Source organism: Deltaproteobacteria bacterium, from assembly GCA_026129095.1.
GTDB lineage: Bacteria > JAGRBM01 > JAGRBM01 > JAGRBM01 > JAHCIT01 > JAHCIT01.
The window spans coordinates 154964-168086 of record JAHCIT010000008.1 but is presented as its reverse complement, the minus strand read 5'-3'; the positions used below and the strand labels follow the sequence as shown (position 1 = coordinate 168086).

Below are 13123 nucleotides of genomic sequence, written 5' to 3'. Positions count from 1 at the left end.
AGAACCCTATGGCACGCATCGGCATCATCGGCGGCTCCGGCCTCTACCAGATGGATGGAATCCAGAACCTGAACGAGATCGAGGTGGAGACGCCCTTTGGCCGCCCGAGCGACGCGCTCATGGCCGGGGTGCTGAACGGCCGCGAACTGGTGTTTCTCGCCCGGCATGGACGCGGGCATCGCTATCTCCCCACGGAAGTTCCCTACCGGGCGAACATCTGGGCGATGAAGGCGGCCGGCGTAGACCGGATTTTCGCCATCTCGGCCGTGGGTTCCATGAAGGAGGAGATCCACCCCGGCCACATGGTCGTGCCCCGGCAGTTCATTGATCTCACCAGACACCGCAAAAGCACCTTCTTCGGTGACGGCTGCGTGGCGCACGTGAGCTACGGCCATCCGGTTGACGAGGGGATGGCCCGGCATCTGGTCGTGGCGGCCCGTGAACTCGGGCTCACCGTTCATGATGGCGGCACGTATGTCTGCATGGAGGGGCCGCAGTTCTCCAGCCGGGCCGAATCGATGCTCTACCGCTCTTGGGGCGTGGATGTGATCGGCATGACGAACGCGACCGAGGCAAAGCTCGCCCGCGAGGCCGAGCTGGGCTACGCGACGCTGGCACTCTCGACCGACTACGACTGCTGGAAGGACGAGGAAGTGACTGCGGATGCGGTGGTGGCGGTCCTGCTCCAGAATGCCAGGAACGCGCAGTCGGTGATTCGCAAGGTCCTGGAGCGGATGAAACCGGACGAGCCCTGTGCGGCCCACGGCGCGCTCAAGACGGCCATCGTCACCGGCCGCGACGCGATCCCGCCGGAAACCCGCCGCCGGCTGGAGCCGCTGATCGGGAAATACCTGGGCTGACCGTTTTCACACCTGTCTCATCCTGAAAGGAACTCTCATGGCATCTCCGTACGATATCTGCGTGGTGGGTTCGGTCGCCCTGGACGATGTGGAGACGCCCTCGGGCCGTGTGCGCGACGCCGTGGGCGGTGCAGCGGTCTATTTCTCGATAGCCGCCAGCTACTTCACGAAGGTGAGACTCGTCGGGGTTGCCGGGAAGGATTTTCCGGCGAAGACGATCAGGCATCTCGAAAAGCGCGGTGTCGATCTCGCAGGGCTGGAAGTTTCCAGCGGAGACACGTTCCGCTGGAAAGGATCGTACCTGAAGGATCTCAACCAGGCGGAAACCCTCGACACACAACTGAATGTGTTTGCCACCTTCCGGCCAAACCTGCCGGCCCACTACCGGGAGGCCGAGGTGCTGTTTCTCGCCAATATCCATCCGGCGCTCCAGCTCCATGTGCTTTCCCAGGCCAGAAAGGCGAAGTTCAGGGCCCTTGATACGATGAACCTGTGGATCAATCTGCCCGAAACCCGGCCGGTGCTGGACAAGGTGCTGAAGAAGGTTGACCTCGTCTGCATCAATGAGGGCGAGGCGCGGCTGCTGTCCGGCTGTGACCAGCTTCCCCAAGCTGCCCGGAGGGTTCTCAGGATGGGTCCCAAGGCGGTGGTCATCAAGCGGGGCGAGTACGGGGCGAACCTGTTTACCCGGGACCAGACATTTTTTGCGCAACCGGCTTATCCGCTGGAGATCGTCCGCGATCCCACCGGCGCGGGGGACAGCTTTGCGGGCGGCTTGATGGGCGCACTGGCGAAGGAGCGGAACTTCTCGGATGCGGCGCTCCGTCGGGCGCTCGTCTGGGGAAGCGTGATGGGCTCGTTTGTCGTGGAGCGGTTTTCCACTGCCGGTACGGCTTCGCTGGGTCCGGCCGAACTCCGCCGCCGGTTCAACGATTTCGTAAGGTTTACGAGGCTTTAGCCGGTTTCCTCCATAAGCATTCCGCATTGACTCCGGGATTGCAGGACGTTTAATTTTGCGTTTCCAGGCCAGCCAGTGGGGTGTTGATTTGGCTAGGCCCAGAATCCGGAGCGCGTCCAGCGCGGAGTAAGATGTTCTCCTGCGACCTCAATCGTGACCATGTGGAGGCCAAACCCGATCGGGTCGTCTCGCTGATCCGGTCACTGAACAAGATCGACCTCATTCCGCAGGACGGCGGCGACGGTGAGCCGGAACCGGCCGAAGCGTTTATTGTCGGCGTCCAGCGCACACCGGACCAGTACGAGCTCTTCGCCTACCTGTACCACGAGCGGACATTCACCCCGCGGGTTTATGTTTGGGATGGTCCAAAGGTGACTCGCGCCAGTTTTGCCGACGTCGAGATGCAGGCGCTCAATTTCATCGAGTCGATGGGCTTCATGATGGACAACACGCAGTTCCGCAAGCTCCAGCCTGAAGAACGGCAATCGGTGTTTGAATCGGTTCCAGTGTTTGCGTCTGGCGGGGGAAGTTACCGGCAGGAACTGGAGAGCAAGGAGGATCCTTCACTGCTGGATCTCTCCGATGACATCGTCGACCTCGAGGATAACCCCGAAGCATTCACGGAAGAGGAAAAGAAAGTGGTAACCACGGTGAACGTGGATGCCTTTGAGGCTGGCGTGGAGGAAAAGCGGCACTCCCCGTTCGACGATTTTGAAGTGGATGCCAGCGCCGAAGGGGAAGATAAACCCGCCAATCCGTTTGATGATTTCGATTCTTCGGCCGGTTCCGAGCTGGCAGATGCACCGTTTGGTGACGACGAGCCGGTAATGGACCTGGGTACGCCGGCGAAGCCGGCGCCGACGGCGGGCGGCATGGTTTCCGAGCTGGTTGAGCCGCCGGATGAAGAAGCGGGAGCCCTGGAAGCCCTGTCGGGAGAGCTCGATTCGGCGCTCGGTGACGCTGGTGTCGAGGTGGAGGCGGTCGAGGTCGAAGACTTGGGCGAAACGGCCGAGATGGAAGACACCGGCACCGCCGGCGAGGATATGGTTGACCTGGAGGTTGAAGTGCCACCCTCACCTCCTCCGGCCGGAGAGGAGACGACCGACTTCGGCGCACTGGCGGACGAGGATACCGCTGCCGGTGGCGGGGCGGACTTTGGTGAGTTCATGCCGGACGAGCCAGACACCGGTAAAACGTCTCCCGAGGCAACCGGCGATGACGACTTCATGAAACTGTCCGGCGGTGACGAGTTCGGCGAGCTGGATGCGGGACTGGACGGCCCCGATGTGGCTGGCGGTTCGGACAGCCTGTTCGGGGACGGAGAGGATCTGGCCGCCGATCTCGACAAATCGCTTGATGATATTCTCTCGTCGCCACCTGCCGCCGCCAGCGCGGGTGAGCCAGACGGCACGGAAGAGCTGATCGACGAGCCATCCCTGGGCGACAGCGCAGGCAATGAGGCGACAGCGGCCGGACCTGCGGCTGAGGCCGGGGTCGATATAGATATTGAGATGCCCGTTGCCGGGCAGGCTCCGGCCGTGGCGGCCCCGGTGGCCGCCTCCACGCCTTCACTGACCGCCGAGGAAAGGGCCGGACGCCTCAAGGCTTACGGGAAGCTTCTGGCTACGCTATAAGGGACTGATGCCCAGGGTGGATAAGAATCTCGTGAAGCAGCAAACACCAGCCATTACCGTTGCCGCCACCATCATGGTTTTCGTGGCAGCGCTTGCCGGTTGTGGCGACAAGGCCAAGCAGAGACAGCAGGCGCAGTCGGTCAAGGAGGTATGTTCGGAGTTTTTCCTGAAGGCCGACTATCCATCGGCGTTGACCCGGTGCCTGGAAGCCGAGCGGGTCGGCCCGGACGATCCCGACACCCAGATCCTGCTGGGACTGATTTACCGGGGGATGCGCAACTATCCCGAATCGATCTCCCGTCTGAACAAGGCGATCAAGATCAAGGGAGATCTGCCGGAAGCCTATACCAACCTGGGGATTGTGTATTCCGAAGTTGGCCGCAACCAGGAGGCGATCGAGGCCTTCGACAAGGCGCTTTCCTTCGCTTTCTATACCAAGCCGGATGTGGTCCACATCAACAAGTGCGAGGTTCACCTCCGGACGAAAAACCACCGCGCCGCGCTCGATGCCTGCCGGGCAGCAACCCAGTCGAACCGTGCCTCATGGGAAGGGCACATGAAGACCGGAGATGTGCTGGTGGCGATGGACCGGATTCCGGAGGCAATCGAAGCATACGAATCGGCCATACGGCATGGTCCCCGGTTCCCGCAGCCGTATTTCCAGCTTGCGAACCTGTATATTGGCCGCAAGGATTTCCCCAAGGCCTGCGACAACCTGTTCAAGGTGAAGGAGATCGCTCCCGATTCGGAAATCGGCGACCGGACGCTCCGCCTGCTCAAGCAGATCGAATGCAAGGAGCCTCCCAAGGCTGAACAGAAACTGCCGCCCGCGATGAACCTGGACTATCTAGACGAACGTCCCGCCCGCCGCGGGAAGTAGCTGCCTGCCGGAGGAAGCCTGATGGAACCGGAAACGCCAGAACCGGCCGCCCCAGCGGGACAGTCTCCGTTTGCGCGGCTGGGTACGCGGCTGCGGGCGGCCCGCGAGGCGCTGGGGATGTCGGTCCGGGATGTATCGGACCAGACACGGGTCCGGGTGGAACTGCTGCTGGCTCTGGAAGAGGGCCGTCGCGCTGACCTTCCGGCAGATGTGTTCGTGCGTGGATTTGTCCGGTCGTATGCCCGCAGCGTGGGCCTCGAAATGGACGCGCTCCGGCACGAAGTGGAACAGGCCCTGGGGGCGCCGTTGGCAGCGGCTGTGACGGCGGAGACGCCCGTTCCGCCGAAACTGCAGGCCAACACGGCGCTCAAGCTTCGCAGGACCCAACCGTTCGGAGCCCAGCGGCAGGCACGGGGACGAATCGCGTTCCTGTTTTTTCTCCTGATGATCGTCGGGCTGGTCGTCGTCACCCGTTATGTCGATCTTGAAGGTCTGGCTGGCCGTCCGGTGACGCCGCCCGCTCCGTCTGCGCCGGCCCCGGTGATCCGGCCTCCGGAAATGGCGGTTACGGAAGAACCGGCTGGTCCGCCTGTTGACGCGATAACGGGCGAGTCAGCGGATGACGCGGAGGCCGGTCAGCCTGCAACTGCGCAAGAAACGCCAGCCGAGGGGATTGGACAAACGGAAGCAACTGCCCCGGCTGCTCCTGTGGTAGCGAGTCCGCCCGCACCGGCACCGGCGGCCGCACCTCAAAAGCCGGTGCTCCCACGTGCGCCGGTCGTTGCGGGATTCGGTTCCCGCAGCGTGAAAGTGGTTACCAGCGGGGAGAGCTGGGTTCTCATCTACCAGGACGGGAAGACCGTTTACGAGCGTCTGATGAGGAGTGGAGAGCAGCTTGAGTTCAGGTTTGACGGCGAGGCTGAACTGACGGCGGGTAATCCGGCGGCCGTGACAGTTACCGTTGACGGGAGACCCGCGCCGGCGTTCCGGCGGTACAACAATCCAAGCCGCATCCGGTTGCAGGGAAGTGCGCCTGTGCAACCGGGAACCACCGGCGAAGCCGCCCCGCAGTAAGCCGGTCGATATTGCAAGAAACGGATTGATAAGGGGCAGTTGGTTGTGATAACCACCCGGCTTGGAACTGGATGAAGTTCACTCTGAGGACCCGTGGTTTTGGGGGTGGGTTGCTAGCGTATGGATGACCGGACCAAAGCGGAACTGCTCAAGAGGGTATCAATCTTCGCCGATCTTTCGGATTCGGAGATAGAAACCTTGGCACGGCTTGAAGCCGTGCGGGAGTTCCCCAAGGACACGCCGATCATACACCGGATGGACCCGGGCGATTCGATGTTCATTATCGCTTCGGGAAAGGTGAAAGTGTCGCTGTACGGCGAGGATGGACGCGAAATCATCCTCTCGACGCTCGGGCCGGGGGATTTCTTCGGAGAAATGTCGCTGCTCGACCAGGAACCCCGGAGCGCGGATGTCACCACCAAGGAAGACGCGGTGCTGCTTCAGCTCAAGCGCGATGACTTCGTAAGCCACGTCCAGAAGTTCCCGTCCGTGGCGCTCAATATCCTTGCCGAAATGAGCCGCCGTCTGCGCCGGGCGGACGAAAAGATCGGCAACCTCGTACTGCTGGACGTTTATGGACGTGTGGCGCGTGTGCTTCTCGAAATCTCCCAGAACGAAGGCGTTGTTACCGACGAGGGTATCGTCATCGAGAACCGTCCCACGCATCAGGAAATTGCCTCCATGATCGGCACCTCGCGGGAAACGGTCTCACGCGTCCTCTCCGATCTCTCCAAGGACGGCTACATCCGCGTCCACGGCAAGAAGATCGTCCTGAAGGGATAGGCCGGAGGGCATCCTGCCGCCAGCGTTCCCGCTCCATTGCCCCTGCCCCGCCAGTTGCGCTACCCCACCAGCTGACCGGTATGCCCGGCCAGGGAGTTTGCGCTGTGCCAATGGACCGAAATCTCGCCCTTGAACTAGTCCGCGTTACCGAAGCCGCCGCCATCAGCGCCTCCCGCCTGATGGGCCGGGGGGATGAGAAGGCCGCCGACCAGGCTGCCGTGGACGCCATGCGCTCCAGGCTGAACGCCATCGAGATGCGGGGGACTGTGGTGATCGGCGAGGGCGAGCGCGACGAGGCCCCGATGCTCTACATCGGAGAGAAGGTTGGCACCGGTAATGGCCCCGAGCTTGATATTGCCCTGGATCCGCTGGAAGGCACCACCATCACGGCCCGCGGGCTGCCAAACGCGCTAGCCGTGATCGCCATGGCTGAAAAGGGGAATCTGCTGAATGCGCCCGACGTCTACATGGAGAAGATCGCCGTCGGTCCCCGCGCCAAGGGAAAGGTGAACATCCTGAGGCCGCCGAAGGAAAACCTCGAGGCGGTGTCGAAGGCCTTGGGAAAACCCGTGACTGATATCACGGCCATCATTCTTGACCGTCCCCGCCACGAAAAGCTGATAGAGCAGGTCCGGGCCACCGGCTGCCGGATCAAGCTGATCGGTGACGGTGACGTGGCAGCCGCCATTGCCACGGCCTTCGATGATACGGGCGTGGATATCCTGTTCGGGATTGGCGGTGCGCCGGAAGGGGTGATCGCCGCTGCCGCGCTCAACTGTATGGACGGCGACATGCAGGGCCGGTTCTGGTGGCGGAACGACGCCGAGAAAGAGCGGGCGAAGTCGATGGGCATTGCCGACCCGGACAAGGTCTATACCCTGAACGAACTGGCGAAGGGCCAGACCATGTTCGCCGCCTCCGGCGTCACGGATGGCGACCTGCTGAAGGGTGTCAGATACACCCGGCATGGCCTCGTTACCCATTCGATCGTCATGCGCTCGGCTACCCGCACGATCCGGTTTGTCGAGGGACATCATCACCTGCGGTAAAAGGTCCGGGAAGCGGTTACACTTCCGCCCAGATGGTGGCCGCCGAATCAGATCCCCGAATCCTGCTCACCGGCGATAGTGGTATATGCCAAGCCCTCGGGGAGATGTGGCGGGCCCATGTCACCGTGGACGTGTCCTTTGCCCGGCCATCGCTGCTCCCGCTTGTATGGAAGCTCGCCCGGCGGGACGTTCTCGTCGCTATCCTGATGGCGGGATCACCAAGACTGCTCGCACGCCTGAAGGCCTTCCGCCGTCCCATAGTCCTGCTGTGGGCCGGGACCGATGTCCATGACTGCCTGAACCGGGATGAGTTGCGCCGGCAGCTACTGGTCCTGCGCTCGCCGGTCACGATGCATGCCGCTGTCGCGCCGCATCTGGTGGAAGAACTCAAGGTCCTGGGAATTGCGGCCGAACTGATGCCGCTCACGCCTCCCGATCTTTCGCTTGTCTCCCGTCCAGCGCCTGTGCGGCATCAGGTCCTGTTTTACTCGGCCCCCGGGAGGGAGGAGTTCTATGGCACTGGCCATTTCCTCAGCCTCGCCCATGAGTTTCCTTCGGTGCCGTTCATGGCTGTGGGTGGAGGGAGGCTACCCGGAAACGCGACATCTAACGTGACTGATGCGGGCAAAGTCAGCCGGGGCCATCTGGGCGAACTCTACGCCGCGTCCACCGTGCTGTTCCGGCCCACGGTTCATGACGGTCTGCCCAAGATGGCACTGGAAGCGCTTCGTTATGGGCTGCATGTGGCCGGGACTGTGAACATACCGGGTTGTTTGGACGGCAGAACCCCTGCGGGAGCGTGCGAGGCAGCCCGAACGATACTTGGCAAGCCGCCAGCGTTGAACGCCGCCGCTCCGAACGGACTGAAAGAGTATGATCCGTCACTGTGGACGAAAAAGGAAATCGCACGGCTTTCCAGCCTCATCGCCACCAGTCGCTGATCATACTGCCGCGCAGACCGGCAGGGTCAGCCTGCCATCATTCTCGGAACGAGCTCCTTGCCGTGTGGGATGAATATCCCTGAAGCAGCTGCATCGCGCTCGGTGTATTTCCGGGGTGTGACGCCGCCCTTTCGGGCATCACCGGAGCGGTAAAGCACGTAAGGAACCGGGTCCGGAATGTGGTCCTTGGTGGCCCATGGCGTTGGATGGTCTGGCAGGATCAGTACCCGGTAGTCCGGATGGTTCTGATCCAGAAAATCCACGATCGGTTTCAGATGTTTTGAGTCCAGGTACTCGATCGTCCTGATCTTGTCCTCAGGATTTCCCTGATGGCCGGCCTCATCGGGTGCCTCCTGGTGGAGGAACACGAAGTCATGCCGCTTCAGGGCCTCAATGGCGGCGAGGGTCTCGGCGTCCCAGTCGGTGTGAATCTCACCGGTCGAGCCTGGTACCCTGATCACTTCCATTCCGGCCAGCTTGCCGATGCCGCGCAGCAGGTCCACGGCCGAGATCATCGCCCCGGACATGCCGATCTGGCCGGTGATTTCCGGCAGGCGGGGGCGCTTGCCCTGGCCCCAGAACCAGACGGAGTTGGCAGGGAGCTTTCCGGCAGCGACCCGCTTCCGGTTTACCGGGTGCTCCTTGAGGAACTTGCGGCTCTCCAGCATGAGATACCGCAGCGACTCGTCCACCGGGAACCATTCCTTCACCGGCCTGTCGGCAATGTTGTGCGGGGGCTTGAGGTCGTGCCGCTCCCTGCCGCCGTGCCAGACCATAAGGTGCCGGTAGGCGATGCCCGGCCGGAAGGTGAACCGTCCGTATCTGCCCTGGTCGCCGCCCAGCTTTTCGTGGACGGTTTCGATGACCTCACGGGCTTCCTCGGTGGTGATGGACCCGGCGCTGTAGCTTTTCATCACCGAGTCGAGACCGTCGCCGTCCAGTGTGACGAGGTTGCACCGGAAGGCCACATCGTCATCCTTCAGTTCATATCCCATCGCCGCCGCTTCCAGCGGTGAACGGCCGGTATAAAGATTCCCGGCGTCGTAGCCCAGGATCGCCATGTTGTTGACGTCGGAACCCGGCTCACACCCCTTCGGCGTGGTGTCGCACAGGCCCAGTTCGCCATAGGTGGCAAACCGGTCGATCAGGGGCTTGTTGGCCAGGTCGAGCGGCGTTTTCCCGCCCAGTTTCGGGTGGGGGAGGTCGGCCATGCCATCGCCAAGAAGAATGAGATATTTCATGCGGTTATACGGCTTCCGGACGGCCCTTCATCAGCAGAAGGCCCATCCCATTTATACACAGTCTAAACCGGATTGGGTGGCGGGCAAGGGCAGGGGCCGGGTGCCCTCATTCCCCGCCCGGTCCGGAGTCCATCACGCGGTATTTGACCTTGCGGTCGGCGAGTTTGCCCAGCATTTCGCCCTTGTTTTCGGCGGCCCAGATGTCGAGGTCCACATCGAACGGCGTGGCGAGTTCGATGGTGATGAGATCCTTGGTAATGATCGCCCGGACAGATTTCACATGCGAGGCATGGGACCGGTCGAGGCCGTCGGCAGTACGCAGTATCGCCGCGAGCCACATCAGTTTCTGCTGGTCGGCCGACGACAGTACAGCCACTTCCGGGCGCTTGGGCGTGGGTTCGGCCTTGCGGTGGAACCGTGCAATACGGGCCACCATGTCCAGGTCCGTCTGGGAATAGCCGGAAATATCCATGTTCCGGATGATGTATTCGGAATGCTTGTGGTGGCTGTTCATGGCAATCAGCATACCGATGTCATGGAAGAAGGCGGCCGCCGACAGCCAGTTGCGCTCGCGCTCTCCCAGGTGGTGCAGATCCTTCATCTGGTCGAACAGGTCGAGGGCAAACCCCTGGACCCGCTCGGCATGGATCTTGTCCAGCCGGTAACGGGCGGCCAGGTCATTGAAATCCGCCCGGTGCTGGCGTGTGAGGTACTGGGAATACAGGGGGTGGTTTTCGGCGTCCTCGATCATGTCGATCATGAGCCCGTCCACCAGCCCCCGGCCGGACACCTTGAACTGTTTCACGCCCAGCCCGGAAAGAATGTAGCTGGCAATGGAAAAACCGGCGATGGCGATTTCAGCCCGCTGCTTCGACATGCCGGGGAGTTTCGCCCGCTCGGAGGTTTTCATCTCCAGGATGCGTTCGAGCTGTTGCCGGACGAAGACGGTCTTCACCGTATACAGGTTGGAGCGGTCGAGTTTGGCGCCCTCGCGGCTCATCTTGGCCAGTGTGGTCATGGTGCCGGCAGACCCCACCACCTCGTCGAACCCGGACTCGAGTATTCGCCGCAGGGGTCGCCGGAGCTTGTCGTCAATGAAGTTGGCGAGGAGTTTCTGCTCCTTTTCCGAGGGCGGGTCATTCTTCAGGAACAGGTTGGTCAGCCGGACGGCTCCCACCTGGGCCGATTCGATGTAGTGGCCTTCACCGTTTTCAACGATGGTCAGCTCGGTCGAGCCGCCGCCGATATCCACCAGCAGGAAGCGCGAGCCGTCCTTGCGGAGCGTCTTGAGGATGCCGAGCGAGATGATGCGGGCTTCCTCCGTGCCGCGTATGATTTCAAGCTGGAGGCCGGTCTCCTTGCGGAACCGTTCGATCACTTCCGCACTGTTCTTCGCTTCGCGGAAAGCGCTCGTCCCCACGCACCTTACCCGTGACACCGGCTCGCGCTGGATTTCCTTCTGAAAGAGGTTGAGGGCGGCGATGCCCCGCTCGATGGCCTTTTCGGTGATGACCTCTCCGGTAAAAAGATCCGCGCCGATGCGCACTGGCTCCTTCAGTTCGCTGAGGAACCGGTAACCGGTATCGGGATCCTTGCGGCCCGTCACGAGCCGGAAGGAGTTGGTGCCGCAGTCGATGGCCGCGAAGACGCTCATGGGTGACCGGGCTGTTCCTTTCCTGACCCGGAAACATCACCGCTTGTGGGCCATGTGACAAGCGCTGGCAGGCGTTTGTTACGATTTTGCTGGACGGCCGGGTTTTACCCGTGCGCGGGGGTGGGCCTGCTGGTACTGCTGCCGGAGCCGGTCACGGCTCACGTGGGTGTAGATCTCGGTGGTCGTCAGGTTCGAATGGCCCAGAAGCATCTGGAGGGTGCGGAGATCAATGCCCTCGGTAAGCAGGTGTGTGGCAAATGTATGTCTCAGCGTATGCGGGCTCGCCCTTATGCCTGCTTCCTTTGCCCAGGTCCTGACCTGGTTCCAGAACATCTGGCGTGTCATGGCCCGGCCACGGGCCGTGACAAACAGGGCCGGGCTCTCGCGGCCGTTCAGAAGTGCGGGCCGGGCCTGTTTGACGTAGGCGTCCAGAAGTTCGTAGGCGGCATCGCCCACAGGAACGAGCCGTTCCTTGTCCCCCTTGCCCCGGACGCGAAGGATCCGTTCACCGGTATCGACAGCCCCGGCAGGCAGATTGACCAGCTCCGAGACGCGCAGGCCCGTGGCGTAGAGCAGTTCGATCATGGCGAGATTGCGAAGCTGCCGGGCGGCTTCGGCGGGTGTCAGCGGGCGTGAAGCCTTTGTCGCGCTGCCCTTCTTTCCGGTGCGGGAGGCGGTTCCAAGCAGCGACGCCGCTTGCGGGTATCCGAGGGCCTTCGGCAGGGCGCGGGGCAGTTTCGGTGTAGGGAGGCCTGTGAAGGGATCGCTGTCGATGATCCGCTCGCGGCGCAAAAAACGGAAGAAACCGCGCACTCCCACCTGCCGCCGGAACACCGACCGGACCGAAAGTCCTTGTGCGTGGAGGCTTTCGAGCCACCGGCTACCCATGTCCTGGGTGACCGATTTCGGGTCAGGGATGCCGTTCCTTGTGGCGAACTCCACGAAGGACCGCACATCGAGCGCATAACCGGACACGGTATGGGCCGACAGGCCCCGTTCACTTTTCAGGTGCGTCAGAAAAAGGTCAGCCGCCTGGTCCAGATCCAAGGGGGCCCCGTTACTTCAGGTCCACGTCGCGCATCTGGCGTTCGTTCTTGGGAAGCCTCTGGATTTTGCGGATCTCGTCCTGGAGGTATTTCTTGTCGCTATTGCACTTGTCCAGCGAAAACTGGGCCTGGAACAGCTCCTTTTCCTTTTCAGTGAGCTGGGCCTTGAGCGACTCGTTTTCCTTGATCAATTCTTCCTTGCCGCAGGCAGGCAGAAGCCCAATGGAAAGGGCTGTCACCGTGAAACCAAGCCGTTTAAGAATTGTCATTGTCTCGCACTCCAAGCCGCTCCATGAAAGGACGATTTTTAATATGGGTTCCGTGCGGTTTCAACCGGCGGAGCATGAGTAACGGATTGGCGGCAGCCAGCACAGGCCATCATGCTTGCCGGTCCCGCCGGACGTGGTTAATAAGGTGATGGACATGGCGCTTATCGATATCCGGACCTTCCCTGACCCCGTGCTTGAGCGGATTGCCGATCCGGTGGCGGAGTTTGGCCCGCGGCTGAAAAAACTCGTGGATGACATGCGCGAAACCCTGTACGCGGCGCCGGGGGTTGGGCTCGCCGCCCCGCAGGTGGGCGAGAGTATCCGGCTTATTGTTGTGGACCCGACGGCCGGGGAAAAGGCCGGAAATTTCATCGCTGTCGCCAATCCCGTCATCACGGAGGCCAGTGGCGAAATCACCTTCGAGGAAGGATGCCTGTCGGTTCCCGGCTTCAACGAGGAAGTGGACCGTTATCAGAAAGTCACTGTGACCGGGCAAGGCCTGGACGGGAAAGACCTCCGGATCGATGCGGAGGATTTCCTGGCCGTTATCTTCCAGCACGAAATTGACCATCTGGACGGGACGCTTTTTATCGATCACCTGTCGATGCTGAAACGGACCCTCATCAAGAAGAAGATCCGCAAGAACAAGGCCCCGCCCAAAAAGGCGTCCAGGTCGGCTCTCTAGTTCTCTGTTGCCCCTTTGGCGATGGTCTCTGTGGCTCTATTCAAGTGGG

General features: G+C 61.9%; 13 protein-coding genes. 9 read left to right on the top strand and 4 right to left on the bottom strand.

The window, feature by feature from the left end; translation table 11 throughout:
- Positions 1-8: 8 nt before the first annotated feature.
- The 8 genes from mtnP (at position 9) to KIT79_12495 (ending at position 8179) form a co-directional block, all read left to right on the top strand.
- Positions 9-860, top strand: a complete 852-nt coding sequence (mtnP, locus tag KIT79_12530; protein ID MCW5830127.1) for an S-methyl-5'-thioadenosine phosphorylase — start codon at positions 9-11, stop codon at positions 858-860.
- Positions 861-897: 37 nt separating this feature from the next.
- Positions 898-1818, top strand: a complete 921-nt coding sequence (locus KIT79_12525; GenBank protein MCW5830126.1) for a bifunctional hydroxymethylpyrimidine kinase/phosphomethylpyrimidine kinase — start codon at positions 898-900, stop codon at positions 1816-1818.
- Positions 1819-1949: 131 nt separating this feature from the next.
- Positions 1950-3452, top strand: coding sequence for a hypothetical protein (locus KIT79_12520; protein ID MCW5830125.1), 1503 nt, complete (start codon positions 1950-1952; stop codon positions 3450-3452).
- Between the two features lie 16 nt (positions 3453-3468).
- Positions 3469-4332, top strand: coding sequence for a tetratricopeptide repeat protein (locus KIT79_12515; GenBank protein ID MCW5830124.1), 864 nt, complete (start codon positions 3469-3471; stop codon positions 4330-4332).
- A gap of 21 nt (positions 4333-4353) precedes the next feature.
- Entirely contained in the window at positions 4354-5406 is a 1053-nt protein-coding gene (locus tag KIT79_12510; GenBank protein MCW5830123.1) for a DUF4115 domain-containing protein, read from the top strand.
- A 120-nt stretch (positions 5407-5526) separates the two neighbouring features.
- Entirely contained in the window at positions 5527-6189 is a 663-nt protein-coding gene (locus tag KIT79_12505) for a Crp/Fnr family transcriptional regulator (GenBank protein MCW5830122.1), read from the top strand.
- Between the two features lie 110 nt (positions 6190-6299).
- Positions 6300-7238, top strand: a complete 939-nt coding sequence (gene glpX / locus KIT79_12500) for a class II fructose-bisphosphatase (GenBank protein MCW5830121.1) — start codon at positions 6300-6302, stop codon at positions 7236-7238.
- Positions 7239-7270: 32 nt separating this feature from the next.
- A complete protein-coding gene (locus KIT79_12495; GenBank protein ID MCW5830120.1) occupies positions 7271-8179 on the top strand; it encodes a glycosyltransferase in 909 nt (302 codons plus the stop codon).
- A gap of 26 nt (positions 8180-8205) precedes the next feature.
- On the opposite strand, the gene KIT79_12490 is transcribed toward KIT79_12495, so the two are convergent.
- The 4 genes from KIT79_12490 to KIT79_12475 form a co-directional block, all read right to left on the bottom strand.
- Complete coding sequence (locus tag KIT79_12490) at positions 8206-9420, bottom strand: cofactor-independent phosphoglycerate mutase (protein ID MCW5830119.1); 1215 nt, start codon at positions 9418-9420, stop codon at positions 8206-8208.
- A 106-nt stretch (positions 9421-9526) separates the two neighbouring features.
- Positions 9527-11074, bottom strand: coding sequence for a Ppx/GppA family phosphatase (locus KIT79_12485; GenBank protein MCW5830118.1), 1548 nt, complete (start codon positions 11072-11074; stop codon positions 9527-9529).
- A gap of 78 nt (positions 11075-11152) precedes the next feature.
- Positions 11153-12121 carry a site-specific tyrosine recombinase XerD gene (locus tag KIT79_12480; protein MCW5830117.1) on the bottom strand — a complete coding sequence of 323 codons (969 nt, stop codon included), beginning with the start codon at positions 12119-12121 and terminating at the stop codon, positions 11153-11155.
- Positions 12122-12131: 10 nt separating this feature from the next.
- A complete protein-coding gene (locus tag KIT79_12475) occupies positions 12132-12389 on the bottom strand; it encodes a hypothetical protein (protein ID MCW5830116.1) in 258 nt (85 codons plus the stop codon).
- A gap of 154 nt (positions 12390-12543) precedes the next feature.
- On the opposite strand from KIT79_12475, the gene def reads away from it, so the two are divergent.
- Positions 12544-13074 carry a peptide deformylase gene (gene def / locus KIT79_12470; protein MCW5830115.1) on the top strand — a complete coding sequence of 177 codons (531 nt, stop codon included), beginning with the start codon at positions 12544-12546 and terminating at the stop codon, positions 13072-13074.
- The last annotated feature ends 49 nt before the right edge of the window (positions 13075-13123 follow it).

Excerpts from the sequence above, each read along its gene's own strand:
- mtnP (MCW5830127.1), top strand. The coding sequence starts at position 9 with ATGGCACGCATCGGCATCATCGGCGGCTCCGGCCTCTACCAGATGGAT.
- KIT79_12525 (MCW5830126.1), top strand. The coding sequence starts at position 898 with ATGGCATCTCCGTACGATATCTGCGTGGTGGGTTCGGTCGCCCTGGAC.
- KIT79_12520 (MCW5830125.1), top strand. The coding sequence starts at position 1,950 with ATGTTCTCCTGCGACCTCAATCGTGACCATGTGGAGGCCAAACCCGAT.
- KIT79_12510 (MCW5830123.1), top strand. The coding sequence starts at position 4,354 with ATGGAACCGGAAACGCCAGAACCGGCCGCCCCAGCGGGACAGTCTCCG.
- KIT79_12505 (MCW5830122.1), top strand. The coding sequence starts at position 5,527 with ATGGATGACCGGACCAAAGCGGAACTGCTCAAGAGGGTATCAATCTTC.
- glpX (MCW5830121.1), top strand. The coding sequence starts at position 6,300 with ATGGACCGAAATCTCGCCCTTGAACTAGTCCGCGTTACCGAAGCCGCC.
- KIT79_12495 (MCW5830120.1), top strand. The coding sequence starts at position 7,271 with ATGGTGGCCGCCGAATCAGATCCCCGAATCCTGCTCACCGGCGATAGT.
- KIT79_12490 (MCW5830119.1), bottom strand. The coding sequence starts at position 9,420 with ATGAAATATCTCATTCTTCTTGGCGATGGCATGGCCGACCTCCCCCAC.
- KIT79_12485 (MCW5830118.1), bottom strand. The coding sequence starts at position 11,074 with ATGAGCGTCTTCGCGGCCATCGACTGCGGCACCAACTCCTTCCGGCTC.
- KIT79_12475 (MCW5830116.1), bottom strand. The coding sequence starts at position 12,389 with ATGACAATTCTTAAACGGCTTGGTTTCACGGTGACAGCCCTTTCCATT.
- def (MCW5830115.1), top strand. The coding sequence starts at position 12,544 with ATGGCGCTTATCGATATCCGGACCTTCCCTGACCCCGTGCTTGAGCGG.